General features: G+C 74.4%; 21 protein-coding genes and 1 pseudogene. 6 read left to right on the top strand and 16 right to left on the bottom strand.

Annotated features, from left to right (window positions below):
- Window positions 1-105: 105 nt before the first annotated feature.
- From lipA to ACZ5GH_RS09725, 5 genes are all read right to left on the bottom strand, one after another.
- On the bottom strand, window positions 106-1059 hold the full coding sequence (gene lipA, locus ACZ5GH_RS09745) for a lipoyl synthase (RefSeq protein WP_387748774.1): 954 nt from the start codon (window positions 1057-1059) through the stop codon (window positions 106-108).
- Between the two features lie 156 nt (window positions 1060-1215).
- Window positions 1216-1986 (bottom strand): lipoyl(octanoyl) transferase LipB, encoded by a 771-nt coding sequence (gene lipB, locus ACZ5GH_RS09740; protein WP_464336811.1) that lies wholly within the window; start codon window positions 1984-1986, stop codon window positions 1216-1218.
- A 197-nt stretch (window positions 1987-2183) separates the two neighbouring features.
- Window positions 2184-4094 carry a helix-turn-helix domain-containing protein gene (locus ACZ5GH_RS09735; RefSeq protein ID WP_464333932.1) on the bottom strand — a complete coding sequence of 637 codons (1911 nt, stop codon included), beginning with the start codon at window positions 4092-4094 and terminating at the stop codon, window positions 2184-2186.
- Window positions 4095-4161: 67 nt separating this feature from the next.
- Entirely contained in the window at window positions 4162-5553 is a 1392-nt protein-coding gene (locus ACZ5GH_RS09730) for an MFS transporter (RefSeq protein ID WP_464333931.1), read from the bottom strand.
- Between the two features lie 165 nt (window positions 5554-5718).
- Window positions 5719-6480 (bottom strand): 3-hydroxybutyrate dehydrogenase, encoded by a 762-nt coding sequence (locus tag ACZ5GH_RS09725; RefSeq protein WP_387748780.1) that lies wholly within the window; start codon window positions 6478-6480, stop codon window positions 5719-5721.
- Window positions 6481-6824: 344 nt separating this feature from the next.
- Here ACZ5GH_RS09725 and ACZ5GH_RS09720 point away from each other — a divergent pair, with 344 nt between their 5' ends.
- Entirely contained in the window at window positions 6825-8693 is a 1869-nt protein-coding gene (locus ACZ5GH_RS09720) for a regulator (protein WP_387748782.1), read from the top strand.
- Between the two features lie 273 nt (window positions 8694-8966).
- Here the strand turns inward: ACZ5GH_RS09720 and ACZ5GH_RS09715 are convergent, their stop codons facing one another.
- Window positions 8967-10298, bottom strand: coding sequence for an FAD-dependent oxidoreductase (locus ACZ5GH_RS09715; protein WP_387748784.1), 1332 nt, complete (start codon window positions 10296-10298; stop codon window positions 8967-8969).
- Window positions 10299-10762: 464 nt separating this feature from the next.
- Window positions 10763-11668, bottom strand: coding sequence for a TIGR01777 family oxidoreductase (locus ACZ5GH_RS09710; RefSeq protein ID WP_464333930.1), 906 nt, complete (start codon window positions 11666-11668; stop codon window positions 10763-10765).
- A gap of 84 nt (window positions 11669-11752) precedes the next feature.
- Here ACZ5GH_RS09710 and ACZ5GH_RS09705 point away from each other — a divergent pair, with 84 nt between their 5' ends.
- Window positions 11753-12250, top strand: coding sequence for a GNAT family N-acetyltransferase (locus tag ACZ5GH_RS09705; RefSeq protein WP_387748788.1), 498 nt, complete (start codon window positions 11753-11755; stop codon window positions 12248-12250).
- A gap of 191 nt (window positions 12251-12441) precedes the next feature.
- Entirely contained in the window at window positions 12442-13542 is a 1101-nt protein-coding gene (locus ACZ5GH_RS09700) for a DUF2510 domain-containing protein (protein WP_464333929.1), read from the top strand.
- Window positions 13543-13615: 73 nt separating this feature from the next.
- Here the strand turns inward: ACZ5GH_RS09700 and ACZ5GH_RS09695 are convergent, their stop codons facing one another.
- The 7 genes and pseudogenes from ACZ5GH_RS09695 to cobU form a co-directional block, all read right to left on the bottom strand.
- Window positions 13616-14131 carry a DUF4240 domain-containing protein gene (locus tag ACZ5GH_RS09695; RefSeq protein ID WP_387748792.1) on the bottom strand — a complete coding sequence of 172 codons (516 nt, stop codon included), beginning with the start codon at window positions 14129-14131 and terminating at the stop codon, window positions 13616-13618.
- Window positions 14132-14292: 161 nt separating this feature from the next.
- Window positions 14293-16056 carry a 2-oxoglutarate dehydrogenase, E2 component, dihydrolipoamide succinyltransferase gene (sucB, locus tag ACZ5GH_RS09690; protein WP_464333928.1) on the bottom strand — a complete coding sequence of 588 codons (1764 nt, stop codon included), beginning with the start codon at window positions 16054-16056 and terminating at the stop codon, window positions 14293-14295.
- A gap of 81 nt (window positions 16057-16137) precedes the next feature.
- On the bottom strand, window positions 16138-17544 hold the full coding sequence (lpdA, locus tag ACZ5GH_RS09685) for a dihydrolipoyl dehydrogenase (RefSeq protein WP_097238208.1): 1407 nt from the start codon (window positions 17542-17544) through the stop codon (window positions 16138-16140).
- A gap of 426 nt (window positions 17545-17970) precedes the next feature.
- Window positions 17971-19473: a leucyl aminopeptidase gene (locus ACZ5GH_RS09680; RefSeq protein ID WP_464333927.1), complete on the bottom strand. Its 1503-nt coding sequence runs from the start codon at window positions 19471-19473 to the stop codon at window positions 17971-17973.
- A 257-nt stretch (window positions 19474-19730) separates the two neighbouring features.
- Window positions 19731-20522, bottom strand: a complete 792-nt coding sequence (locus ACZ5GH_RS09675; protein ID WP_464333926.1) for an adenosylcobinamide-GDP ribazoletransferase — start codon at window positions 20520-20522, stop codon at window positions 19731-19733.
- A gap of 72 nt (window positions 20523-20594) precedes the next feature.
- Complete coding sequence (locus ACZ5GH_RS09670) at window positions 20595-21719, bottom strand: nicotinate-nucleotide--dimethylbenzimidazole phosphoribosyltransferase (RefSeq protein WP_464333925.1); 1125 nt, start codon at window positions 21717-21719, stop codon at window positions 20595-20597.
- 28 nt (window positions 21720-21747) lie between these two features.
- A pseudogene (cobU, locus tag ACZ5GH_RS09665) lies at window positions 21748-22308 on the bottom strand (bifunctional adenosylcobinamide kinase/adenosylcobinamide-phosphate guanylyltransferase); the annotation flags it as partial.
- Between the two features lie 119 nt (window positions 22309-22427).
- Here cobU and ACZ5GH_RS09660 point away from each other — a divergent pair.
- Window positions 22428-22628 carry a hypothetical protein gene (locus tag ACZ5GH_RS09660; RefSeq protein WP_387748804.1) on the top strand — a complete coding sequence of 67 codons (201 nt, stop codon included), beginning with the start codon at window positions 22428-22430 and terminating at the stop codon, window positions 22626-22628.
- Between the two features lie 10 nt (window positions 22629-22638).
- Here ACZ5GH_RS09660 and ACZ5GH_RS09655 read toward each other — a convergent pair whose 3' ends face one another.
- A complete protein-coding gene (locus tag ACZ5GH_RS09655) occupies window positions 22639-23379 on the bottom strand; it encodes a class I SAM-dependent methyltransferase (RefSeq protein WP_387749287.1) in 741 nt (246 codons plus the stop codon).
- Between the two features lie 179 nt (window positions 23380-23558).
- The gene (locus ACZ5GH_RS09650) at window positions 23559-24158 is read right to left on the bottom strand and encodes a DUF3043 domain-containing protein (RefSeq protein WP_387748806.1); all 600 of its coding nucleotides are present in this window, start codon (window positions 24156-24158) and stop codon (window positions 23559-23561) included.
- A 301-nt stretch (window positions 24159-24459) separates the two neighbouring features.
- Between ACZ5GH_RS09650 and ACZ5GH_RS09645 the strand changes: the two genes are divergently transcribed.
- Window positions 24460-25266, top strand: coding sequence for a PspA/IM30 family protein (locus ACZ5GH_RS09645; protein WP_387748808.1), 807 nt, complete (start codon window positions 24460-24462; stop codon window positions 25264-25266).
- 37 nt (window positions 25267-25303) lie between these two features.
- A complete protein-coding gene (gene pspAA / locus ACZ5GH_RS09640) occupies window positions 25304-25597 on the top strand; it encodes a PspA-associated protein PspAA (RefSeq protein ID WP_387748810.1) in 294 nt (97 codons plus the stop codon).
- The last annotated feature ends 210 nt before the right edge of the window (window positions 25598-25807 follow it).

Below are 25807 nucleotides of genomic sequence, written 5' to 3'. Positions count from 1 at the left end.
TACCAGCCCGTGACCAGCCAGTCAAAGTGTGGTGAAACCGGAAGGGCGGAGCCGGAGCTCCGCCCTTCCCATGGCTCGAAACGGTCGGGGACCGTCAGGCGGCCGTCAGACCGCGGCCTGCTCGCGCCGCTCCAGCGCCTGCCGGTACAGTCGGCCGGCCCGGTACGAGGACCGCACCAGCGGGCCCGACATGACGCCCGCGAAGCCCAGCTCCTCGGCCTCCTGCTGCAGCTCGACGAACTCCTGCGGCTTCACCCAGCGCTCCACCGGGTGGTGGCGCAGCGAGGGGCGCAGGTACTGGGTGATGGTGATCAGCTCGCAGCCGGCGCCGACCAGGTCGGCCAGCGCCTGGCTGACCTCCTCGCGGGTCTCGCCCATGCCCAGGATCAGGTTGGACTTGGTCACCAGCCCGGCCGCGCGGGCCTGGGTGATGACGTCCAGCGAGCGCTCGTAGCGGAACGCCGGGCGGATCCGCTTGAAGATCCGCGGCACCGTCTCGACGTTGTGCGCGAGCACCTCGGGGCGGGACGAGAAGACCTCGGCCAGCTGCTCGGGCACCGCGTTGAAGTCGGGGATGAGCAGCTCGACGCCGGTGCGCCCGGCCTCGCGGTCGGCCGTCATCGCGTGCACCTGGCGCACGGTCTCGGCGTACAGCCAGGCGCCGCCGTCCGCCAGGTCGTCGCGGGCGACGCCGGTGATGGTGGCGTAGTTGAGGTCCATGGTGACGATGGACTCGGCGACCCGGCGCGGCTCGTCGCGGTCGAACTCGGCGGGCTTGCCGGTGTCGATCTGGCAGAAGTCGCAGCGGCGGGTGCACTGGTCACCGCCGATGAGGAAGGTCGCCTCGCGGTCCTCCCAGCACTCGAAGATGTTGGGGCAGCCGGCCTCCTGGCAGACCGTGTGCAGCCCCTCCTTCTTCACCAGCGACTGGAGGGCGTTGTACTCCGGGCCCATCTTCGCGCGGGTCTTGATCCACTCGGGCTTCCGCTCGATGGGGGTCTCGCTGTTGCGGACCTCCAGGCGGAGCAGCTTCCTGCCGTCGGGCGCGACAGCGGACACGTGCGACTCCTAGAACTAGACGGGGTACCCCCAGGGTACGCCTGTGGTTGTACGGCCTTCGCCGGGCCTGCCGCCCTGCAATCGCAGGGCAACACGGCTACCGGTCGGTAGATTCCCAGCGGCCGCCGCGTCTTCCGGCGGCCAACGGGGGCGGGTTCAGCGGCTGGGCGCCGGCTCCGGCAGCTCGGCGAGGACGTCCGCCAGGTGGCGTTCGACCACCGGGGCCGCCTCGGCGACGGACAGTCCGCGCTTCAGCTCGCCGGTGAGCGAGGCGACGCCAGCGTCCCGGATGCCGCACGGCACGATCTTGTCGAACCAGGTCATGTCCGGGTCGCAGTTGAGCGAGAAGCCGTGCATGGTCACCCCGCGGGCGACCCGCACGCCGATCGCGGCGAGCTTGCGGTCGTCGCCGCGCTGCCCGGCGTTGGAGGGGGCGTACTCGGGGCCGGCCAGCCGCGGGTCGATGCCCAGCGGCAGGCCCATCCGCAGGGTCAGCCTGCCGATGTCCACCACCTGCGCCGGGTCCACCACGGCGTCCGGGATGGAGTCGCCCAGCACCCAGACCCCGCTGCGGCCCTCGACCCGGGTCGACCCGATGCCGAACTCGCCGGCGGTGCGGATCAGCGCCTCCTCCAGCCGGCGGACGTAGGCGATGACGTCGATCGGGTCGGGCAGCTTGACGATCGGGTAGCCGACCAGCTGGCCGGGGCCGTGCCAGGTGATCTCCCCGCCCCGGTTGACCTCCACCACCGGGGTGCCGTCCAGCGGGAGGTCGGCGGGGTTGGTGCGCTTGCCCATGGTGTACACCGACTGGTGCTCCAGGAGCAGGACGGTGTCGGGGATCTCGTCCGCGACCCGCAGCGCGTGCAGCCGCTGCTGCTCCTCCCAGGCCTCCTGGTAGGGCACCGTCCGCTCACCTATGCCCATGTGGACGAAACGCACGTTCTCGCTCACCGCTGCCGCTCCTTGCCAGGCGTTCGAGACCAACCTCGCCACTGTACGCCCCGGCCGGGTCGGACCTTCCAGCCGTCCCGCCCGCTCGCCTTCACCCCGGCCCGGCAACCGCCCGGCGCGGCCCGACCCCGTCCCCGCTGAGCTCCCCGCCGACCTCCCCCCGCTCGCGCTCAGCCCCCCGCGAGCAACTGCAGCCGCAGCGCGAGCTGGAGCTCCAGCGACCGCTCCGGCTGGTTCCAGTCCCGCCCGAGCAGCGCCTCGACCCGGTCCAGTCGCTGGACCACGGTGTTCACGTGGACGTGCAGCTCGTCCTTGGCCCTGGTCAGGCTGCCGCCGCAGTCGAAGTACGCGCGCAGGGTGCGGACCAGCTCGGTGCCGCGCCGGGCGTCGTACGCCAGCAGCGGGCCGAGCGTCGCGCCGACGAAGCCGTCCACGTCGTGGCCGTCGCCGAGCAGCACGCCGAGGAAGCCGAGCGCGCGGGCGGAGGCGCCCTCCCCGGCGCGGCCGAGCACCCGCAGCGCCCGGACGCAGCGCAGGCCCTCGCCGTAGGCGGCGGCCAGCGCGGACGGCCCGGCGGCCGGGCGGCCCGCGCCGACGGTGACCGGGAACCCGGCCAGCCGGGCCAGCCGCTCGGCGGCCTGCCGGGCGGTCTCCTCGGCGTCGTCGGTGCCGCCGGCCTCGACGGGCGCCAGCAGCACCACCGTCTCGGCGTGCTCGGCGCTGACGCCCCGGGAGCCGAACAGGTAGCGCCGGGCCGCGCCCGCCAGCCGCGCCCGGTCGTCGCCCTGCCCGTCGGCGGGCTCCGCGACCAGCACCAGGTGCGGCCGGGCGAGGTCGACGCCGAGCCGGCGGCCGCGCGCGGTGAGCCCGGCCGGGTCGCGCTCGGGGGCGGTCAGCAGGTCGGTGAGCAGCTCGCCGCGGACCCGGTTCTCGGTCTCGGCGACCGAGCGGCGCAGCAGCAGGAGCAGCGCGGTGACCACGCTGGCCCGCTCGAACAGCCGCCGGTCGGCGTCGTCGAGGCCGGGCCGGCCGCGCAGCACCATGGTGCCGAGCGCGTCGTGCCCGGCCAGCACCGCGCACACCCACTGCTCGCCGTGCCGTACGGACCTCCCCTCGGCGCGGGAGGCGGCGACCGCCTCGGCGAGTTCGGCGGCGGGCACGGCGCGGCCGGCCAGCGGCTCGCCCTCGGCGTCCAGGACCGCTATCTCCCCGCCCAGCAGGGTGGCGACGGCGGCCGCGACGTCCGGCACCTCGGCGCCGCGCAGCACCAGGTCGGTGAGCCGGTCGTGCGCCTGCTCGGCCCGCTGGACGGCGGCGGAGTGGGCCCGGACCAGCTCGTTGGCGGCGTTCAGCTCGGCGAGCGCGGCCCGGGTGTCGGCCAGCGACTTGGCGGTGTCCAGGGCGATCGCGGCGTGCGCGGCCAGCGAGCAGAGCAGCGCGACCTCGTCGGGGGAGAAGGCGCGCGGCGTGCGGTCGGCGGCGAACAGGACGCCGATGACCTGCCCGCCGAGCAGCAGCGGCACCCCGATGATCGCCACCAGGCCCTCGTCCAGCACGCCCGCGTCGATGGTGCCGGTGTGGTGGAAGCGCGCGTCGTTGCGGTAGTCGGGGGTGGCGTACGGGCGGGCGGTCTGCGCGACCAGGCCGCCCAGGCCGTCGCCGAGGCTGAGCCGCAGGGTCTGGAACAGGACGGAGACCGAGCCGTCGGTGACCCGCATGTAGGTGTCGCCGGCGGCCTCGTCCGGCAGGGTCAGGTACGCGGTGTCGGTGCCGAGCAGCATCCGGGCCCGGCGGACGATCGCCTGGAGCACGGTGTCCAGGTCCCGGGAGGCGGCGAGGTCGCCGGCGGTGTCGAACAGGGCAGTCAACTCGGCTTCCCGACGCCGGTGTTGACGTAGTGTCCGGTGGACCCGCAGGGCCTGCCAGGTGGCGTCGTCGATCTCGGCGAGGACGGCGGCCGGCGCCCCGCGGCGGCGGGCGTCGGCCAGCACGTCGGCGAAGTCCTCGGTGGCGGCGCCGGAGGCGAGCAGGTCGAGCAGCCGCCGCAGCGCGGGTGCGGCGCTTTCGTGAGGGTGGTTCATGGTGCGTGCTGCCAATCGGCGTCGGTTCCGTCGGTTCCGAGAAAGCGCGATCGTATCGGCTCGGTCCTCAGGCGACGGCGGGCTTTCCGGCCGCGGCCGCGTCCGGCTCCTGGCCGTCCCGGTCGCTTCCGCCGTCGACCTCGGCGAGGTCCTGGCCCCTGGTCTCCCGGCCGCAGAGCACCGCCACCACGGTGATCACCGCGGCGATCGCGACGTACACCGAGATGGGGGTGGCGCTGCCGTAGTCCTTGAGCAGCGCGGTGGCGATCAGCGGCGCCGGGGCGCCGGCCGCCACCGAGGAGAACTGGGCCCCGATCGAGGCGCCCGAGTACCGCATCCGGGTCGCGAACAGCTCGGAGAAGAAGGCGGCCTGGGGTGCGTACATGGCGCTGTGGAAGACCAGGCCGACCGTCACCGCGGTGACCAGCGAGCCGAAGGACCCCAGGTCGACCAGGCCGAAGAAGACGAAGGCCCAGGCGCCCACGCCGACCGCGCCCACCAGGTACACCGGCCTGCGCCCGACCCGGTCGGAGAGCGCGCCGAACAGCGGGATCAGCGCGAACTGGATCGCGGAGGCGATCAGGACGGCGTTCAGCGCGGTCTGCTTGGAGAAGTGGGCGTGGGTGACGGCGTAGGTGAGCACGAAGGTCGTCATCACGTAGTAGGAGATGTTCTCCGCCATCCGCGCGCCCATCGCCACCAGCACCTCCCGCCAGTGGTTCCGCAGCACCTCCACCAGCGGCAGCCGTTCGGCCGTCGTCCGCTCCCGCTTCCGCTCCTGCTGCGCCGCCAGCGCCTGCTTGAACAGCGGCGACTCGTCCACCGCGAGCCGGATCCACATCCCGACCACGACCAGCAGGGCCGACAGCAGGAACGGCACCCGCCAGCCCCACGCCAGGAACTCCGCGTCCGACTGCACCGCCGTCATCAGTGAGAGCACCCCGGCCGCCAGCAGGTTCCCGGCCGGCGCCCCGCCCTGCGGCCAGGACGCCCAGAACCCGCGCCGCCGCTGGTCCCCGTGCTCCGACACGAGCAGCACGGCGCCGCCCCACTCGCCGCCGAGCGCGAAGCCCTGCACCAGTCGCAGCACCGTCAGCAGCACCGGCGCCGCGACGCCGATCGAGTCGTACGTCGGCAGCAGCCCGATCGCGGTGGTCGACCCGCCCATCAGCAGCAGGCTCACCACCAGCAGCTTCTTCCGGCCGACCCGGTCCCCGAAGTGACCGAAGACCAGCGCCCCGAGCGGCCGCGCCGCGAACCCGATGGCGTAGGTCAGGAAGGACAGCAGCGTCCCGGTCAGCGGATCGCTGTGCGGGAAGAACAGCCTCCCGAACACCAGCGCCGCCGCTGTTCCGTACAGGAAGTAGTCGTACCACTCGATCGTCGTGCCGATCAGGCTGGCAGCCACCACTCTCGGGAGTGAGCTGCCGGCTTCCGTACCTCGTGCAGGGGCGTTCATGGCCACCACTTCCAGAACCAGGGGGAGACGATGTCGCCACAAGGTAGGAAGCGCCCGACCCCGGGACTATGTGGGTGGACCACACAGTCCCGGGGTCGAATGTGCCTGCCCACCCTATGAGCGGGGCTGTCGAGCGGGGCTGTCGGAGAGCGGAGCGCTGCCCGCTCAGTGGGCCGTCCAGCCGCCGTCGAGGGGGAGGCTGGCGCCGGTGATGTAGGAGGCGGCGGGAGAGCAGAGCCAGAGGGCGAGCTGGGCGACCTCGTCGGGTTCGATGAGGCGCTTCACGGCGGTGCGGTCGAGCATGATCCGCTCGACCACCTCGTCCTCGGGGATGCCGTGGGCGAGCGCCTGGGCGGCGATCTGCTTCTCCACCAGGGGAGTCCGGACGTAGCCCGGGTTGACGCAGTTGCTGGTGACGCCGTACGGCGCGCCCTCCAGGGCGACGGTCTTGCTCAGGCCCTCCAGCCCGTGCTTGGCCGTGACGTACGCGGACTTGAAGGCGCTGGCGCGCAGGCCGTGGACGGAGGAGACGTTGACGACCCGGCCCCACTCCTGCTCGTACATGTGCGGCAGGGTGCGGCGCAGGATGCGGAACGGGGCCTCGACCATGACGCGCTGGATCAGCGCGAAGCGGTCGGGCGGGAACTCGTGCACGGGCGCGACGTGCTGGAGGCCGGCGTTGTTGACGACGATGTCGGCGTCGTCCGGGAGGGCGTCCACGGCCCCGGGATCGGCGAGGTCGGCGACGATCGCGCGCCCGCCGATCCGCTCGGCGAGCTCCTCGGCCGGGCCGGCCGCGAGGTCGACGACGTAGACCCGGGCGCCGGCCCCGGCGAAGGCCTCGGCGCAGGCCCGGCCGATGCCCGAGGCGGCCCCGGTGACCATGGCCGTGCGGCCGGCGAGCGGGCGGGCAGTAGAGGTGTCCATGGCCGAGAACGGTAGGAATCCGGCGGCCCCGCTCCCATGTGGCGGACCGCCACAGCATTCCTGTGAGCTGTGGTGTTGTCCGCCATGACGCCGGTACGGGGTCCGAACGGCGGATCGACCCTCGGAACCGCCGACGGTTCGGCCCCGGACGAGCAAACCCAAGGTGACGTCGCTTCCCCACAATGGGCGCGGTTGCTTCACCCGTTCGGTGGATTGCTCGGTCAGATCCACCCATAGCGCCCGAATGCTCGCTACATTCACGCCGATTCCCGACAGGGGGCGCCGCCCCAGGCCGCCGAAGTGCTGGTGAGGCCCGGTGCGACGTCCGAGAGGTGTTGACAGACATGCCCCAACGGCCTGCAACCGACAGCCCGGCGTACGGACCGCTCGACCCGCTCGGCCAGCACCGAGGTCCGGTCGGCCGGACCCTTCCGGACGCCCCCGACGCCCTGACCGCCGAAACGCTGCCCGCCGACGCCCCGGACGCCGACGACCTTCGGCTGCCGGTGCAGGCCACACCCGACCGGCACGAGGGCCCCGCCGCGCCCGCGCCCGCCCCGGCCCGCGGCCCCGGCCACGCCGGCCCGGCCCCGCAGAACGGCCAGCTCGCGGCGCTGATCGAGGAGGCCGGCTTCTCGCACGCGGGCCTCGCCCGCCGGGTCGACCAGCTCGGCCTGGAGCACGGCCTCGACCTGCGCTACGACAAGACCTCGGTCACCCGCTGGCTGCGCGGCCAGCAGCCGCGCGGCGCCACCCCGGCGCTGATCGCCGAGGTCTTCACCCGCCGGCTCGGCCGCCGCCTCACCGCCCAGGACCTCGGCCTGGACGCCTGCGCCCCGGTCTACGCCGGCCTGGAGTTCGCCGAGACGCCGCAGGAGGCGGTGGACATCGTGGCGAGCATGTGGCGCAAGGACAACGGCCCGCAGTCCGAGCTGCGCCGGATCGCCTTCACCCCGGCCGGCCTGGTCGTCCCCAGCCGGGACTGGCTGATCGGGCGCACCGACGAGCGGGTCGCCCGGGACGGCTCGACCCTGGCCCGGCCGGACGCCGCCACCGGCCCGCCGGCCGGCAGCGCCACCTCCGCGGCCATCACCGGTGCCCCGGCGCCGGGCGCGCCCGGTGCGTCCCCCGGGAGCCCGGCGCGCGGCCCGGCCCCCGGAGCTCCCGGTGCCCCCACCGCCCGCAGCACCGCCGGGACCACCGGCACCGCCCCCACCATCGGCCGGGTGCCGGTCCAGAGCCGCCGGCCGCCGGTCGCCGTGGAGCCGCCGTACACCGACCCGGCCCGCGAGTCCCGCCCCGCCCTGCGGGTCGGGCGGGGCGACATCGCCGCCATCCGCGCCGTCGGCGACCTCTTCCGCGCGCTCGACCACGCCTACGGCGGCGGCCACGCCCGCCAGGCGCTGGTCCGCTACCTGGAGAGCGAGGCCGAGCCGATGCTGCGCGGCCGCTACGGCGAGCAGATCGGCCGGGCCCTGTTCGGCGCGGTCGCCGACCTCACCAGGCTGGCCGGCTGGACGTCCTTCGACATCGCCGCGCACGGCCTCGCCCAGCGCTACTTCGTCCAGGCGCTGCGCCTGTCCCAGGCCGCCGGGGACCGCGCGCTCGGCGGCTACGTGCTGGTGACGATGAGCCAGCAGGCCGTCCACCTGGGCCACGGCCGGGAGGCGGTCCAGCTCGCCCGGGTCGCCCAGCAGGGCGTGGGCACCGCGGTGCCGCCGGTCGTCCAGTCGCTGATGCACGCCGCCGAGGCGCGCGGGCACGGCCTGCTGGGCGACGTCCGGTCCTGCACCACCGCCCTGGTGCGCGCCGAGCGCTCCCTGGCGGCGGCCCGGACGGGTGACGAACTGCCCTCCTGGGCGCGGTACTTCGACGAGGCCCAGCTCTCCGACGAGTTCGCCCACTGCTACCGCGACCTCCAGCAGTGGCGGACGGCCGCGCAGCACGCCGAGAAGTCGCTGCGGCTGCGCTCGCCCGCCTACGCCCGCAGCCGCATCTTCTGCCGTCTGGTGCTGGCCACCGCACGGCTCGGCATGGGGGACCTCGACGAGGCCTGCACCATGGCCACCGACGCGCTGCGGGCGGCGGGGGAGATGCGCTCGGCCCGCTCGCTGGAGTACGTCCGGGACTTCCACCGCCGGCTCACGCCCTACCGCGGCAGCCCGGTGGCCCGAGCCTTCGAGGAGACGGCCCGCCAGGCGGGGGTGATCTGACCGGCGGGCGTGGCGGCCCGGCCGACGGGCGGCGGCGACCCGACCGGCGGGGTGCACGGGGCCGGCCGCGCGGCGCCCGCCCGTTCCGGCGGGCCGCCGCCCGGCCGGCCGCATGGTCGACACCACCGGATGCGCGGTCGGGGCCGTCAGGCCGACCGGTCCGGTGTCCTGGCGCGCCGTCGATCCGTCACCCCGGCGGACCGCCGACGCGACCGGGAGCCTCGCGGCGCGCGGCAGCCGGCCGTCGGCCGACGGGCCTCTGCCTCCCGCCCGTCAGGCCGCCGCCTCCGCCTCCCGGGCGTCGGCCGGGACGCCGAGGTCGCCCAGCACCGCCTGGGCCGCCCGCCGACCGGACACCAGCGCGCCCTGCACGGTGCTGGTGTCCCGGTGGTCCCCGGCGACGTACAGCCCGGCCAGCAGCCGCACCGGGCGGCGGGGGTTGTGCGGCGGCGGCATCGCGGGCAGCGCGTCCGGGACGTGCCGCACGCCGAGGAACTGCCAGCCCGCGGTCGAGCCGCCGTACAGCTCGGCCAGCCGGGCCCGCACGGCCGGTTCCAGCCCGGCCGGGCCGCCCAGGTCGAAGGCGCGCCGCCCGAGCACGGTGCTGGCGATCAGCGCCTGGCCGGCCGGGGCGTAGGACGGGTGCAGCTCGCTGAGCACCAGCGAGTGCGAGACCAGCGGCGGGTGCCCGTTCGGCCGGTCGCCGTCGAGCAGCAGCACGGCCTCGCCCAGCGGGGCGGCGTCGGCCGCGTGGAAGAAGGTCGTGACGGGGTGGAAGTCCGGCAGCCGTAGCCCGGGCAGCAGTTCGGCGGCGGAGCGGGCGTCGGTGGCGACGATGACGGCCTGGGCGCCGATCCGCCCGTGTGCGAGGGTCTCCACGCCGTCGGCGGCGATCGAGGTGACCCGCACCCGGGTGCGGACGGTGCCGACGGGCAGCGCGGCGGCGAGTTGGGCCGGCACCGCCGCGGCCCCGTCGGCGGGCAGACAGAGCCGCCCGCGCGCGTAGGAGCGCAGCACCAGGTCGGCGACCCGGCTGCTGGTGCCGAGGGCCGGGTCGGCGAGCAGCGCGCCGAGCAGCGGGCGCAGGAAGCCGTCCACGGTGCGCTGGGAGAGGCCGTGGCCGGCCAGCGCGCGGGCCGCGGTGGTCTCCGGCCGGGCCTGGAGCCGGCTGACCGGCGTGGTGGCCAGGCGGCCGAGCCAGCCGCCCAGCCGGGCCTTGTCCAGCGGACTGCCGAGCGGGGCCCGGGCGGCGGCCTGCCGGGCGACGGTGAGCTGGGGGTCCCCGGCGCGGTAGCGGCGGCCGGCGCTGTGCACCAGCACGCCGGGCGCGAGCGGGCGCAGGTCGAGGCGGTCGAGGTCGAGCGTGCGGTGCAGCTCGGGGAAGGCGGTGTTCAGCAGGTGGCTGCCGTCGTCGAGCCGGAATCCGTCCTGCTCGCGGGTGGCCATCCGGCCGCCGATCCGGTCGGTGGCCTCCAGGACCTGAACGGCGAGGCCGTGGCCGGTGAGCGCGCGGGCGGCGGCCAGGCCCGCGAGTCCGGCGCCGACCACGACGACGTCCGGGTCGGACGGCCGACGGGCGCGGCGGGTGAAGTCGTACGTGGGCACTGGCGTGCTCCCTCCCTGGTCCCGGGGCTCCGGCCGACGCAGGCAGCGGGGTGCCGGGACACGGTCCGACGAGGGTGATGCCCAGTCAGTGTGAGCATCAGACAAGCGCATCGGGCCGGATCCGAGGGGCGGGGAGGGTTGTGCGGCACCGGGCGGGGGCGCGGTCACGGACAGTGCGCCGTGCGGCCGGGTTCGGGGGTCGATGGGCGCGTACGGTCACCGGGGGCGTGCGACGCGCCCGCCATGTGCTCCCATGCGCCCCCTCCTCGGGCCCCCTCGGCCCCCGCCCGGCATATGCCCCTGGCCAGGGCGGATGCCGTAGTCGGAGTACGCACGGCTCCGCAGGACCCGCGCGCACCTCCGGCCGCCCGGCGTGCGTAGCAACCCGCACGCCCACCGGCCCCGCACCGCCATCGCAGCGGGCCCGGCACCACGTGCCCCCGCCCCGCGCGCAGGCCCTTCCGTCACATCGCCGCGAGCACCGCCGAGTACACGTCCGGGTGGGTGAAGCGGAAGCCCGCGTCCAGCAGCCGCCGCGGCACCACCCGGTGGCTGCCGACCACCTCGACCGCCAGCTCGCCCAGCACCAGCTTGAGCACCGCCTCCGGCACCGGGAACGGCGTCGGCCGCCCCAGCGCCCGTCCGAGCGCGGAGGTCAGCTCGGCGTTGGTCGCCGGGTCGGGCGCGGTGAGGTTGAAGGCGCCGGAGAGGTCGTCGTGGTCGATCAGGAACCGCAGCGCGGCCACCTCGTCGTGCAGCGAGATGAAGCTCCAGTACTGCCGCCCGCTGCCGAGCCGCCCGCCGAGGCCCAGCTTGAACAGCGGGAACAGCCGCCCGCCCGCACCGCCGGCCGCGGAGAGCACCATCCCGGTGCGGGGGTGGACGACCCGGATCCCGGCCCGCTCGGCCGGCCGGGCGGCGTCCTCCCACTCCCGGCAGACCTCGGCCAGGAAGTCGTCGCCCGCGGGGGAGTCCTCGTCGATCACCCGGTCACCGGTCTGCCCGTACCAGCCGACCGCGGAGGCGCTCACGAAGACCTGCGGCGGCTCCTTGAGCCCGGCCAGGGCGACGGCCAGCGTCTCGGTGCCGTACACCCGGCTCTCCCGGATCTCCCGCTTGTAGGAGTCCGTCCAGCGGCGGTCGCCGACCCCGGCGCCGGCCAGGTGCACCACCGCCTGGACCCCGGCCAGCCCGTCCCGCTCGACCTCGCCGAGCAGCGGGTTCCAGCCGATCCCGGTGCTGCCGTCCGGCCGGGGGCCGGTCTTCGAGCGGTGGCGGACCAGCCGGACCACCTCATGGCCGTCCGCCAGCAGGGAGCGGACGAGCGCCGAACCGATCAATCCCGTGGAACCCGTGACAGCGATGCGCATGCGGCCATCCTCGCAGCTCCCGCCCGCTCCCACGGCGATCCCGACCGCCCGTCACATCCGGACGCCCCCGTTAGCATGACGCGCATGCCTGACGACGATCTGATCATCCGTACGGCGCGGAGCGAGGACGAGCGCGAACTCGCCGTCCTCAACCACGCGGCCTGGTCCATCCTCTCCGACGTCTCCCCGCAACCGGACGTCCAGGCCCCGCTGTTCGACGAGCGGCACGTCCCCGAGCAGTTCCAGCTGGCCGTGCTGGACGGCCGGATCGTCGGCTACGTCCGTCAGGTCCCGGCCACCCCGTTGGCGAGCAACCGGCACGTACGGCAGATCCAGGGCCTGGCCGTCGACGGCACCGTCCGCGGCCGGGGCATCGGCCGCCGGCTGGTCGAGGCGGCCTGCGAGGCGGCCCGGGCCGAGGGGGCCCGCAAGATGAGCCTGCGGGTGCTCGGCTGGAACGCCCCGGCCCGTCGGCTCTACGAGAGCTGCGGCTTCGTCGTCGAGGGCTCGTTGGCCGAGGAGTTCCTGATCGACGGCCGGTACGTGGACGACGTCTGGATGGCCCGCCGCCTGACCGGCTGAACCCACGCGGGCGCCCCCGGGCGCCGCAGGCCCAGGCGGTCACAGGCGGCTCCAGGCGGGCGCCCCCGGGCCCACCCGCCGACCGCTCGGACCGGCCCGCCGGACGAGGTGGTTCGCCACCCGGCGGACGGTGCAGAGTCGTGACGGTCCCGCCCTGTCTGGACCGCCACCGCGCCGGGTACCGTACGCCCGTGAGCAACTCGACGCCTCCCGGGTGGTACCCGGTCCCGGGTGCGGACGGCACCCCCGGTCACGAGCGCTGGTGGGACGGCAGCGCCTGGACCAGCGAGGTCCGGCCGCTCCAGGGCGGCGTCGCGGGCGGGCTCGCCGACGCCCCCACCCAGACCTGGACGTCGTCCGACCAGCGGCCCGGCTACGGCTACCCCGGCTCCTCGGCGGCCCCGGCCTACGGCTACCCGGGCCAGAACGGCTCCCCGGCACCCGCCTACGGCTACCCCGGTCAGGACGGCTACCCCGGCCAGGACGCCTACCAGGGCCAGGCCCAGGGCGGTTACCCGCCCCAGGGCCCGGGCTACGGCTACCCGGGCCCGGGGTACCCGCCGCCGGCCCCGGCGGCCAAGCCGAAGACCGGCCTGATCATCGGCATCGCGGTCGCCGTGCTGGCGGTGGGCGGGACCATCGCCGGGGTCGTGTTCAGCGGTGGCGGCGGCGACCCGAAGGCGGACCCGACCCCGAACCCCACGGTCACCGTGACCGGGAGCGCGAGCCCCACACCGCGCCCCAGCCCGACCGCGCCCACCAGCAGCCCCACGGCACCCAAGCCCCTGCCGGTGGTCAAGAGCACCGTCCCCGACGCGCAGCACGGGATCACCGTGCCGGTCTTCGACGGCTGGGAGGTGTCCGGCAACCCGCCGCACTCGTCGGTCTACCTCGGCACCGGCCGCTACACCTGCCCGGACGGCAGCACCTGCATCCGCGGCCAGTTCTCGGTCGAGAAGGACACCATCCAGGGCAGTACGCCCAAGGCGGCGGCCGACGCCCAGATGCCGGTCTACACCGGGCAGATCTTCTCCGGCGTCAACTCGCACACCGACGCCGGTTCCGGGTACGTCAGCGTGGCCGGCGTGCTCGGCTACGCCACCCGCTGGCACATCCGCACCACCGACGGCACCCAGGGCTACGTCCTGCTGGTCGCCCTCCCGGCCAAGGGCGGCGGCTACGTCGTCATGGAGGGCGGCGTGGACGACAGCCCGGCCGCGCCGGAGTTCTCCGTGCTGGACCAGATCCTCAAGGGCATCAAGCAGGACAGCTCCTCCGGCAGCAGCACCTGACGCGACCGGGGCGCGGCCGAACCGCGGCCGGAACGGGGCCGGGGCGCGGCCGAACCCGGCCGGGCCGGAACACCTAATCCCCGTACCGCTCCCAGAGCTTGGGGAAGCGCTTGGCCATGACGTCCGGGTCGTCGAAGTCCAGCGCCGCCCCGGACGGCCGCTCCGGCGGCCGCCCGCCCACCTCGGGCAGCGGCAGCCCGGTCAGCTGCTCGTACGCCTCGTCGGCGGCGTAGCCGAGGTCCTCGGCCTCGCCGTCCTCCTCCTCGTCGAACTCGGGCAGCAGGTCCGCCAGGTCGTCCGGCTCGGCCAGCCCGCCCTCGAAGACCTCCCGGCCCTGGCCGATCAGCCAGAACCGGAAGTAGTCGAAGGTGTCGTCGGAGGCGCCGTCGAGCAGCAGGTAGGCCGCGCCCCACAGGTCGTGCCGGTAGGCGCGGTGGAACCGCGCCTGGAACAGCCGGGCGAAGTCGATCACGTCGTCCGGGGTCAGCTGGAGGAGTCGTTCCACCAGTACGTCAGCCTGCTCGTCGGGGTCGCCGTCGGCGGCGTCCCGGGTCTCGTCGATGATCTGCCAGAAGTCCGTCTCGTCCATCACCGCTCCAGCATCCCCGTTCGGCCGCGTCAGCGCATGCCACGACTCGGCGCGCGCCGTCCGCGACTCGGCGCGGTCAGGGGCCGGGAACGGCGGAACCCCGCGCCGTCCGGGGACGACGCGGGGTTCCGTACGCGGGGTTCCGCGGGGACCTGGTGAGGTCAGAGGCCGAGCTCGACCTCGAACTCGCCGGCCTCCAGGATCTCCTTGACCGAGACCAGGTAGCGGGCGGCGTCGGCGCCGTCCACCAGGCGGTGGTCGTAGGAGAGCGACAGGTAGACCATGTCGCGGATGCCGATGGCGGTGCCGCCGTCGGCCTCGATGACCACCGGGCGCTTGACGGTGGCGCCGATGCCCAGGATGGCGACCTGGTTCGGCGGCACGATCACGGTGTCGAACAGCGCACCGCGCGAGCCGGTGTTGCTGATGGTGAAGGTGGCGCCGGACAGCTCGTCCGGGGTGATCTTGCTGTCGCGGACCTTGGTGGCCAGCTCGGCGGTCTTCTTCGAGATGCCGGCGATGTTGAGGTCGCCCGCACCCTTGATGACCGGGGTCATCAGACCCTTCTCGGAGTCCACCGCGATGCCGATGTTCTCGGTGTCGAAGTAGGTGACCGTGCCCTCGGCCTCGTTGATCCGCGCGTTGACGACCGCGTGGACCTTCAGCGCCTGGGCGGCGGCCTTGACGAAGAACGGCATCGGGGAGAGCTTGACGCCCTCGCGGGCCTGGAAGCCCTCCTTGGCCTTGGCGCGCAGCGACATGATCTTGGTGACGTCCACCTCGACCACGCTGGTCAGCTGGGCCTGCTCGTGCAGGGCCTTCAGCATGTTGTCGCCGATGACCTTGCGCATGCGGGTCATCTTGACCGTCTGGCCGCGCAGGGCGGACGGCGCGGCGGCGGCCTTCGGCGCGGCGGCCGGGGCGGCAGCGGCGGCCGGGGCCGGAGCGGCCTTGGCGGCCTCCGCGGCGGCGATGACGTCCTGCTTGCGGATGCGGCCGCCGACGCCGGTGCCGGCGACGGAGGACAGCTCGACGCCGTGCTCGGCGGCGAGCTTGCGCACCAGCGGGGTGACGTAGGCGTCACCGTTGTCGGCCACCGGAGCGGCCGGAGCGGCCGGGGCGACCGGAGCCGGAGCGGCAGCCGGAGCCGGGGCGGCCGGGGCAGCGGCCGGAGCCGGAGCGGCGGCAACCGGAGCGGCCGGAGCCGGAGCCGGGGCGGCCGGGGCAGCGGGCGCCGGAGCCGGAGCGGCCGGGGCAGCGGCCGGGGCCGGAGCGGCAGCCGGGGCCGGGGCGGCGGCGACGGCACCGGCGGCGCCGATCAGCGCGAGCTGGGCGCCGACCTCGGCGGTCTCGTCCTCGCCGACCAGGATCTTCACCAGGGTGCCGGCGACCGGCGACGGGATCTCGGTGTCGACCTTGTCGGTGGAGACCTCGAGCAGCGGCTCGTCGACCTCGACGGTGTCGCCCTCGGCCTTCAGCCAGCGGGTGACGGTGCCCTCGGAAACGCTCTCGCCCAGCGCGGGCAGCAGCACCGGGGTGGCGTCGCCGGCCGGAGCAGCCGGGGCGGCCGGAGCGGCAGCGGGGGCCGGGGCGGCAGCCGGGGCCTCGGCGACCGGGGCGGCCGGAGCCGGGGCGGCGGCGGGCGCGGCCTCGGCGGCGGGGGCCGCGGCGGGGGCCGGAGCGCCCGAGCCGTCGTCGATGACCGCCAGCTCGGCGCCGACCTCGACGGTCTCGTCCTCGCCGACCTTGATCGAGGAGAGGATGCCGGAAGCCGGGGCCGGGATCTCGGTGTCGACCTTGTCGGTCGACACCTCCAGCAGCGGCTCGTCGACCTCGACACGCTCACCCTCGGCCTTCAGCCAGCGGGTGACGGTGCCCTCGGAAACGCTCTCGCCCAGCGCGGGCAGTGTTACTGAGACCGCCATGGTTTCAGCGACTCCTATCAAGTCTTGCGTACGGGAAGTACTTGCGTACGGGAAGTACCGGGAAAGGGGGGTGGGGCGAAATCAGTCGTGCGCGTGCAGCGGCTTGCCGGCCAGCGCCAGGTGCGCCTCGCCCAGGGCCTCGGACTGGGTCGGGTGCGCGTGGATGAGCTGCGCGACCTCGGCCGGCAGGGCCTCCCAGTTGTAGATCAGCTGGGCTTCGCCGACCTGCTCGCCCATGCGGGCGCCGACCATGTGGACGCCGACCACGGCGCCGTCCTTGACCTGGACGAGCTTGATCTCGCCGGCGGTCTTCAGGATCTTGCTCTTGCCGTTGCCGGCCAGGTTGTACTTCAGGGTGACGACCTTCTCCTTGCCGTACAGCTCGACGGCCTTGGCCTCGGAGATGCCGACGGAGGCCACCTCGGGGTTGGAGTACGTCACGCGCGGGACGCCGTCGTAGTCGATCGGCACCGGCTTGAGGCCGGCCAGGCGCTCGGCGACCAGGATGCCCTCGGCGAAGCCGACGTGGGCCAGCTGCAGGGTCGGGGCGAGGTCGCCGACGGCGGAGATGGTGGGCACGTTGGTGCGCATGTACTCGTCGACCAGGACGTAGCCGCGGTCCATCGCGACGCCGTTCTCCTCGTAGCCGAGGCCGGCCGAGACCGGGCCGCGGCCGATGGCGACGAGCAGCAGGTCGGCGTCGATCTGCTTGCCGTTCTCGGTGGAGACGCGGACACCGGTCTCGGTGTACTCGACGCCCGAGAAGCGGGCCTTCAGCTCGAACTTGATGCCGCGCTTGCGGAACGCGCGCTCCAGCAGCTTGGAGGAGTTCTCGTCCTCCAGCGGGACGAGGTGCGGCAGCGCCTCGACGATGGTGACCTCGACGCCGAAGGACTTCCAGACCGAGGCGAACTCGACGCCGATCACGCCGCCGCCGAGGATTACGGCCGACTTCGGGATGCGGTCGAGCTTGAGGGCGTGGTCCGAGGAGATCACGCGGTTGCCGTCGATCTCCAGGCCCGGGATCGAGCGCGGCACGGAACCGGTGGCCAGCACGATGTGGCGGCCTTCGATGCGCTGGCCGTTCACGTCGACCGAGGTCTGCGAGGAGAGCTTGCCCTCGCCCTGGATGAAGGTCACCTTGCGGGACGCCACCAGGCCCTGGAGGCCCTTGTACAGGCCGGCGATGACGTCGTCCTTGTACTTGTGGACGCCGTTGATGTCGATGCCCTGGAAGGTGGCCAGGACGCCGAACTCGGCGGCCTCCTTCGTCTCGTCCGCGATCTCCGCGGCGTGCAGCAGTGCCTTGGTCGGGATGCAGCCGCGGTGCAGGCAGGTGCCGCCCAGCTCACCCTTCTCGACCAGGGCGACGCTCAGGCCCAGCTGAGCGGCGCGGAGCGCCGCGGCGTAACCGCCGCTTCCGCCTCCGAGAATGACTACGTCGAAAACGGTGCTGGCGTCGTTCGCCACGTCACGTCCTCCATGCATGGGGTGGGTCGCCGGGCCGGTCGCGGTCCGGTGGGTCGGAAGCCTTTGTGGGGCGCCCAGTCGTGCCGGAAATACATCTTCGCACTTGTTCACGGTGGCTGATGTCCGGGTCCGCCCCAGGGGTGTCCCAGGAAGTGGTCACCAGGGCGGGAATGCCCCCGACGGAAGGGCATCATCGCAGCTCAGAGCAGTGTTGACAGCCGCCGGACGGGCGGCTTCCGCGCTACCCGCCGCGGCTTCTTCCGTACTGCGGAACAAAGTTTCGCCCGCAGCGAACAGGAGTGCGCCGCGACGCCCGGGCCTACTCGCAGGTAACCCGGCCGGGAACGCCGACGGGGCCCGGCGCACACGCGCCGGGCCCCGTCGCAGCGGGTCCCCGAGCAGGGCGTCCGGACCGGCCGACGCCCTGCTCGGGGGATGCCTGGATCAGGCCTTGGCGTTCGCCTTCTGCTCGGCGAAGCGGACCAGGGTGCGCACCGCGCTCGCGGTGCCGCCCTTCGGGGTGTAGCCGAACGGCGCGCCCTCGTGGAACGCCGGACCGGCGATGTCCAGGTGCGCCCAGTCGGTGCCCTCGGCCACGAACTCCTTCAGGAACAGGCCGGCCACCAGGCCGCCGCCCATCCGCTCGCCCATGTTGGCCAGGTCGGCGATGGTCGACTCGGTGAAGCCCTTGCGCAGGTCGGCCGGCAGCGGCATCGGCCAGGACTGCTCGCCCGCCTCGCCGGCCAGCGCGTGCAGCTCGTCGCGCAGCTCGTCGTCGTTGGCCATCACGCCGAAGGTGCGGTTGCCCAGGGCCAGCACCATGGCGCCGGTCAGGGTGGCCACGTCGACGATGACGTCCGGGTTCTCCTCGCCGGCCCGCACGATCGCGTCGGCCAGCACCAGGCGGCCCTCGGCGTCCGTGTTCAGGACCTCGACGGTCTTGCCGCCGTACATCTTCAGCACGTCGCCCGGACGGGTGGCGGAGCCGGACGGCATGTTCTCGGCCAGCGCCAGCCAGGCGGTGACGTTGACGGCCAGGCCCAGGCGCTTGGCGGCCACCACGGCGGCGAACACGGCGGCGGCGCCGGCCATGTCGCACTTCATGGTCTCGTTGTGGCCGGCCGGCTTCAGCGAGATGCCGCCCGAGTCGTAGGTGATGCCCTTGCCGACGAAGGCCAGCGTGGCCTTGGCCTTCGGGTGGGTGTAGGCCACCTTCACCAGGCGGGGCGGGTTGGCCGAGCCGCCGCCGACGCCCAGCAGGCCGCCGAAGCCGCCCTTGGTCAGCGCCTTCTCGTCCAGCACCTCGACCTTGAGGCCGTGCTCCTTGCCGGCCGCCTGGGCGATCGCGGCGAAGCTCTTCGGGTTCAGGTCGTTGGGCGCGGTGTTGACCAGGTCGCGGGCCCGGTTCATCTCCTCGCCGATCGCGGCGGCGCGCTCCACGGCGGCCTTGGCGTCCTTGTTGCCCTTGCGGGCGGTCAGCAGGACCAGCTCGCCGACCGGCTCCTTGCCGTTGCCGTCGGCCTTGTACGCGCCGAAGGCGTACGAGCCGAGCAGGCCGCCCAGCGCGACCGCCTCGATGGCCTCCGCCGACTCGGCGGGCAGGGCCAGCGCGGCCTTCTTGGTACCGGCCAGGGTGCGGGCGGCGACACCGGCGGCGCGGCGCAGCGCCTCCAGCTCGTAGCCGTCCTCGGCGGCCTCGCCCAGGCCGACCGCGAGCACGAGCGCGGCCTTCAGCCCGGCGGGGGAGGGGACCTTGACGGCCTCGCCCTCGGCGCCGCTCGCGCCCAGGGTGCCGAGGACCTCGGCCAGCTTGCCCTCGAACGCCTCGTTGACGGCCTCGGCGCCGGGGGCCAGCACGATGCCCTTCGGGCCCTTCGCGACACCGACCACCAGGGCGTCCGCACGCAGCGAGGCGGCGGAGGAGGTGCTCACAGACAATGCAGTCACGTAATGCGTCCTGTTCTTTCGCGGTAGACGGCCGGCCACGGCGAGGCTGCCGAACCGGCGCAGCCCGCCGTCGCAGGCTGCGCGCCGGCGGGCCCCCGGGTCCGGGGCCCCTGGCGCGCGCGTCCGCCGCGAGCGGCCGCGCACACCAGAGGCCCCGGCTCCTCGGTACGCGCCGGGCGGGCAGGACCTGCCACGGTGCAGGGCTGCGGTGCTCCACGCATGGTAGTCCGCATGCTGGGATCACGCGCCGCCCGGTGTCAGCCGAGCAACGCCAGGGCGAACAGCGAGGCGGTCGCGGCGGTTTCGGCCATCGCGCCGAGCACGTCCCCGGTGATCCCGCCGAACCTGCGCACGCACCGTCCGAGCAGCAGCCGGGCGCAGCCGACGCCGAGCACAACGGCCAGCGGCAGACGGAGAACTGACCAGCCGTCGAATAGCCCGGCCGCGGCCACGGCGAGCGCCGCGCCGGCCGTCGCGGCGGCGGCCCCGGCGGGCGGCACGGTGCTCGCCACCACCGCCCCGAGCCCGCCCGGCCGGGCGGCCGGCACCGACCGCAGGCAGCCCCAGCCGAGCGCGCACCGGGCGGCCGTCGCCGAGGAGAGCACCGCGAGGGCGCCGCGCAACGGGGAGTGACCGAACTGCCCGGCCAGCGCGGCCACCTGGGCGAGCAGGACCAGGACCAGGGTCAGCACGCCGAACGGACCGATGTCGGACTGCTTCATGACGCGCAGCGCGTCCTCGGCCGGCTTCCCGCTGCCCAGCCCGTCGGCGACGTCCGCCAGGCCGTCCAGGTGCAGCCCCCGGGTCAGCCCGGCGAGCACCGCCACCGCGGCCACCGCGCCGAGCGGTCCGCCCGCCCGCCAGGCCACCAGGGCGCCGGCGGCGGCCGCCAGGGCCCCCAGCACGAGCCCGACCACCGGGGCCGTCACCATCGCCCGGGCCGCCGCCGCCCGGTCCCAGCGCTCCACCCGCACCCGCAGCACGGACAGGGTCCCGAACCCGAACCGCAGGCCGTCGGCCCAGGTGGCCCGGTCGCCGCCGCTCGCCATGAACGCGTTCCTCTCACAGCGAGAGCGCCCCCGGTCAGGGGCGCTCTCGGGTTGTCCTGCCGGCCGTGGGATCTAGAGCTTGCGCAGCAGGTCCGCCGCCGAGGGCAGCTTCGGCTGCTCCTTCGGCGCGCTCGGCGCCACCGGCACGAACGGCTTCGGCGCCTCGTCCGCGAGCACGTCCCCGGCGGCCTGGAGCAGCGGCAGCGCCAGCAGCGCGCCGAGGCCCTCGCCCATGGTGATGCCCTGGTCCTGCAACGGCGTCAGGGTCAGCCGGTCGTACGCCTTCGCCTGGGCCGGCTCGCCGCTGGACTGCCCGGCCCGCCACCACTCCGGCGCCCGGAAGGCGATCCGCTGCGCGACCAGCGCGCAGGCCGCCGAGACCACGCCGTCCAGCACCACCGGCAGCCGCCGGACGGCCGCCTGGAGCAGGAAGCCGGTGATCGCCGCGAAGTCGGCCCCGCCGGTGGCGCCGAGCAGCGCCAGCTGGTCGCCGAGCACCGGGCGGGCCCGCCGCAGCGAGTCCCTGATGGTGGCGCACTTGACCATCCACACCCGGTCGTCGATCCCGGAGCCGCGCCCGGTCACCGCCGCCGCGTCGGTCCCGCAGAGCGCTCCGACCAGTACGCCGGCCACTGTGGTGGCGCCGACCCCGAGGTCGCCGAGCAGCACCAGGTCGGTGCCGGCGTCGGCCTCCTCGTCGGCGACGGCCATGCCGGCCCGGAACGCCCGGACGGTCTCCTGCGCGGTGAGCGCGTCCTCGACGTCGATCCGCCCGGAGCCGCGCCGGACCCGGTGGGCGACCACCTCGTCCGGGAAGTCGGCCGGGTCGGCGTCCACCGCGACGTCCACGACCCGGACCCGGGCGCCGTAGCGCGCGGCCAGCCGGGACACCGGCGCACTGCCGTCGAGCACGGCCCGCACCCGGGCCGCGGTGCCGCCCTCGGCGGGCATCCGGGAGACGCCGAGCGCCGCCACGCCGTGGTCGGCGGCGAACAGCAGCACCTTGGGAGCGGAGACCGGCCGCACCGGCGAGCGCCCCTGCACGGAGGCCAGCCAGCTGCCCAGCTCCTCCAGTCGGCCGAGCCCGCCGCGCGGCCGGTCGGCCGCCTGCCAGCGCTCCTCGGCGGCCCGCCGGGCGCTCTCGTCGGGGCGCTCGACGAGCGAGGAGAACGTATCGAGATCCACGGTCGTGTCCATCGTCCGGAAGGCTACACGCCGGAGGTGTTCAGCCAGAGGCTGGCTTGACGGTCAGCACCTGCCCCGCCACCACGAGCAGGACGCGCTCCGAGGCGTCCGCCACGGCCATGTTGAGCCGGCCCAGGGTGTCGCGGAACCGGCGGCCCGCGGCGGTGGCCGGGACGACGCCCATGCCGACCTCGTTGCTCACCGCGACGGCGGTCCGCCCGGTGGCCGCCCAGGCCCGCGCCAGCGCGTCGCAGCGGTTCTGCACGGCGGTCTCGCCGCCGTCCGCCCAGACCTCGTCGTCCCAGGCACCGCACTCGTCCATCACGGCGGTCAGCCACAGGGCGAGGCAGTCGACCAGCACCGGCGCCCGGTCGGCGGCGTCGGCCAGCACGGCCTCCAGGTCGCAGGTCTCGGCGGTGCGCCAGCCGGCCGGCCGGCGCTCCCGGTGCAGCGCGACCCGCCGGGCCCACTCGGCGTCGCCGTCCCGGGTGCCGCCGGTGGCCACGTAGAGGACGTCCGGGTGCTCGGCGAGCAGCTGCTCGGCGCGGGTGGACTTGCCGGAGCGGGCGCCGCCGAGCAGCAGCGTGCGGGGCAGCGGGGGCCGGGTGGGCTCGGGTGGGGTCGCCATGCCGCCCATCCTGCCCGACAGGCATACGGAAGATCGGGCCGGGCAGGCTATGGTGCGCAGCACACAGGCAGCGTCAGTGGGAGGAGCCGGGCATGGTCTGGACGTGGCGGTACGAGAAGGCGGACGGCAGCGTGGTGACGCCCGGCGGCGCCCAGGAGGAGTTCGCCGGCCAGGGGGACGCCGAGACCTGGATCGGGGAGGCCTGGAAGCAGCTCGCCGAGGAGGGCGTGGACACCGCGGTCCTGCTGGAGGACGGCGCCAAGGTGTACGCCATGAGCCTGCACGAGGGCTGAGCCCGGGCGGCTACTTCGCCCCGATCACGTGCAGCAGCGCGGCGACCTGCCGGTACGGGTCGGTGCGGCCGGCCCGGTCCTCGGCTTCCAGGAGCTGGGCCAGCTGCCGCCCGTCCACCGGCGGCGCCGCGTCGTCCGGGGCGTTGTCGGTGAAGACCCGCACGCCGTACCAGCGCCGCAGCGGCACCGACACCTCGGAGAGGGTGACGGTGAGGTCGCCGATCCGGTCGGCCCGCGCGGCCAGGCCGAGCCGGTTGTAGTACCGGTCGCTCTCGAAGGCGTGCAGGGCGGCCCGCCAGTCCCCAGCGGCGGCCGGCCGCAGGGCCAGCGCGTCCCGGTTGCGGACCAGTAGCGAGAGCAGCCCGCCGGGCGCCAGCAGCCGGGCCAGCGAGGCGATCATCGGGTCCGGGTCGGGCAGGTACATCAGCACGCCGTGGCAGAGCACCACGTCGAAGCTGCGCGGGCCGAACCAGCGCCCGCACTGGTGGCCGTCGCCGCTGAGCAGCTGCATCCGGCCGCGGACCTCCGGCGGCTCCCCGGCGAGCGCCCCCTGGGCGACGCCGAGCGCGACCGGGTCCGAGTCGATCCCGGTGACGTAGTGGCCGGCCCGGGCCAGCCGCAGGGCCTGGGTGCCCTGGCCGCAGCCGATGTCGAGGACGCGCTGCGCGCTGCGGCCGGCCAGCTGCTCGGCGAGCTGGCGGGCGACGAGCTCCTGGCGGACGAAGTCGCGCAGCCCGCCGTGCCGGTCCAGCCAGGCGCCGGTGCCGCCCGCGAAGGACCCGCTGCGCGAGGGCAGCCGGCGCTCCTGGGCGAGCCGGTCGTGGCCGCCGGCGCCCTGCCCCGGGAGCGCACCCCCCTGTCCGGGAAGTGCGTAGAGGCCGGGCCCCTCCCAGGAAGGCGGGGCCCAGCCGGAGTCGACCGGTTCGGCGGTCAGGGCTTCTCCCCGCGCCGCACCTGCGGCTTGGGCAGGCGCAGCCGGCGCATCTGGAGGGTGCGCATGATGCCGTACGCGACGGCGCCGCGGGTGTTCTGCCCGGCGAAGCGCTCGGCCAGCTGCTTGCGCAGACCGAGGCCGAGGCGGACGAAGTCCAGGATCACGAGCACGAAGAACAGCAGGAACAGCAGGGTGGAGAGCAACTGGAGCGCCGGCACCTTGACGATGCTGAGCACCAGGATGACCACGGCGGCCGGCAGGAAGAACTCGGCGAGCGACCAGCGGGAGTCCACGTAGTCGCGGGCGAACTTGCGCACCGGGCCCTTGTCACGGGCCGGCAGGTGGCGCTCGTCGCCGTTCATCAGGGCCTGGCGCTGCTTCTCGCGCTCGACGCGCATGCGCTCACGCCCCTGGCGGGCGGCCTCCTTGCGGTCCTTGGGCACGGTCACCCGGGTACGCCGGTTGGCCTCGGCCTCACTGCGCTTGGGGGTGGGGCGGCCCTTCTTGGCCTGCGGGTCGCGGGCCTGGGTCGTCTCGTCCTGCTTCTCCAGCACGGTGGCGGAGGCGGCGGCATCATCTGAACGGCGTCGGAACACACCACCAGCGTACGGGGTGCGGCGCGGCTTCCACGGGTGCCCTCGGACCCAAACGCATATCGATACCGCGGGGTCGCCGTCGGAGCCGGGTTTCCCGGGGCCTTCCCGTAGGGGATCACTCGGATGGACGATGGGGGGTATGAGGGGCGGATCCACCCGGGGGAGGAGGAAACGCCACTGGTCGCTGTAGCAGTCTTGTTGCAGGCAGGTGCACTGCGGCGACGGGCTCGCTGCACATACACTCGTCGTGTCTGGTAACGAGATAGAGACCGCAGGCCGGAGAAGGGGGCACCCGAGGCCCATGAGCGACGGAATCATGAAGCGTATGGGGCTGATCTTCCGCTCCAAGGCGAACAAGGCCTTGGACCGGGCGGAGGATCCGCGTGAAACGCTCGACTACTCGTACCAGAAGCAGCTCGAACTGCTGCAGAAGGTACGCCGTGGTGTCGCGGACGTCGCGACCTCGCGCAAGCGGCTCGAGCTCCAGCTGACCCAGCTCCAGCAGCAGTCGGCCAAGTACGAGGACCAGGGCCGCAAGGCGCTGTCGCTCGGCCGGGAGGACCTCGCGCGCGAGGCGCTGACCCGCAAGGCCAACATGCAGTCGCAGATCACCGACCTGGAGACGCAGTACCAGCAGCTCCAGGCCGAGGAGGAGAAGCTCACGCTCGCCTCCCAGCGGCTCCAGGCCAAGGTGGACGCCTTCCGCACCAAGAAGGAGACCATCAAGGCGACGTACACGGCCGCCCAGGCGCAGACCCGCATCGCCGAGTCCTTCTCCGGGATCTCGGAGGAGATGGGCGACGTCGGCCTGGCGATCCAGCGTGCCGAGGACAAGACCGCCCAGATGCAGGCCCGGGCCGGTGCCATCGACGAGCTGCTCGCCTCCGGCGCGCTCGACGACGCCAGCGGTCTCGGCCGCAAGGACGACATCGAGGCCGAGCTGGAGCGGGTGGCCGGCGGTTCCGACGTCGAGCTGGAGCTGGCCCGGATGAAGGCCGAGCTGTCCGGCCCCTCCTCCGCCGGCCCCGCCGCGATCGAGCAGGGCAAGCCGCAGGACGTCCAGCCGCAGCCGCAGCAGGACACCCCGCGCATCAACTACAACAAGTGATCTGAGCTCGACCCCACGAACCAGGGAGACGCACGGCATGATCATCAGGGTCATGGGCGAGGGGCAGTACGAGGTGGGCGAAGACCACCTGAGCGAGCTGAACACGCTCGACGCCGACCTCGTCACCGCGGTGGAGTCGGGCGACGAGGAGCGCTTCCGGCTGGCCTACGGCAAGCTGCTGGCGGCCGTGAAGGGGTCGGGTGCTCCGGTGCCGCTGGACTCGCTGGAGCCGTCGGAGCTGATCCTGCCGAGCTCGGACGCGACGATCGACGAGGTCCGCGAGCTGTTGATGGCCGACGGCGAGGGCGTCATCCCGGGCTTCCCCGAGTAGCGACTGCGGCTGCTGCCAGACGAAAGGGCGGGCCCCCTCCCACCGGAGGGGGCCCGCCCTTCGTTGCTACTCGCCCGCTCGCCTCCGGGGCGCTCGGACCCGGTGCCGACAGTCGTCGCTCCAATGCCCCTCGTTCCTCGGGGCCTCCTCGCTCCTCCCTTTCGGCACCGGCGCGCCCCTTCGGCTCGGGGCGGCGGACTCGCCCGCTCG

The organism is Kitasatospora sp. Xyl93 (assembly GCF_055383135.1).
This window is presented reverse-complemented; position numbering and strand designations above follow the sequence as displayed.

What these genes read in the sequence shown, in the direction of transcription:
- lipB (WP_464336811.1), bottom strand. Translation starts at nt 1,986, where the DNA reads ATGGGCATAGGTGAGCGGACGGTGCCCTACCAGGAGGCCTGGGAGGAG.
- ACZ5GH_RS09735 (WP_464333932.1), bottom strand. Translation starts at nt 4,094, where the DNA reads ATGAACCACCCTCACGAAAGCGCCGCACCCGCGCTGCGGCGGCTGCTC.
- ACZ5GH_RS09730 (WP_464333931.1), bottom strand. Translation starts at nt 5,553, where the DNA reads ATGAACGCCCCTGCACGAGGTACGGAAGCCGGCAGCTCACTCCCGAGA.
- ACZ5GH_RS09725 (WP_387748780.1), bottom strand. Translation starts at nt 6,480, where the DNA reads ATGGACACCTCTACTGCCCGCCCGCTCGCCGGCCGCACGGCCATGGTC.
- ACZ5GH_RS09720 (WP_387748782.1), top strand. Translation starts at nt 6,825, where the DNA reads ATGCCCCAACGGCCTGCAACCGACAGCCCGGCGTACGGACCGCTCGAC.
- ACZ5GH_RS09710 (WP_464333930.1), bottom strand. Translation starts at nt 11,668, where the DNA reads ATGCGCATCGCTGTCACGGGTTCCACGGGATTGATCGGTTCGGCGCTC.
- ACZ5GH_RS09705 (WP_387748788.1), top strand. Translation starts at nt 11,753, where the DNA reads ATGCCTGACGACGATCTGATCATCCGTACGGCGCGGAGCGAGGACGAG.
- ACZ5GH_RS09695 (WP_387748792.1), bottom strand. Translation starts at nt 14,131, where the DNA reads ATGGACGAGACGGACTTCTGGCAGATCATCGACGAGACCCGGGACGCC.
- sucB (WP_464333928.1), bottom strand. Translation starts at nt 16,056, where the DNA reads ATGGCGGTCTCAGTAACACTGCCCGCGCTGGGCGAGAGCGTTTCCGAG.
- lpdA (WP_097238208.1), bottom strand. Translation starts at nt 17,544, where the DNA reads ATGCATGGAGGACGTGACGTGGCGAACGACGCCAGCACCGTTTTCGAC.
- ACZ5GH_RS09675 (WP_464333926.1), bottom strand. Translation starts at nt 20,522, where the DNA reads ATGGCGAGCGGCGGCGACCGGGCCACCTGGGCCGACGGCCTGCGGTTC.
- ACZ5GH_RS09670 (WP_464333925.1), bottom strand. Translation starts at nt 21,719, where the DNA reads ATGGACACGACCGTGGATCTCGATACGTTCTCCTCGCTCGTCGAGCGC.
- ACZ5GH_RS09660 (WP_387748804.1), top strand. Translation starts at nt 22,428, where the DNA reads ATGGTCTGGACGTGGCGGTACGAGAAGGCGGACGGCAGCGTGGTGACG.
- ACZ5GH_RS09645 (WP_387748808.1), top strand. Translation starts at nt 24,460, where the DNA reads ATGAGCGACGGAATCATGAAGCGTATGGGGCTGATCTTCCGCTCCAAG.
- pspAA (WP_387748810.1), top strand. Translation starts at nt 25,304, where the DNA reads ATGATCATCAGGGTCATGGGCGAGGGGCAGTACGAGGTGGGCGAAGAC.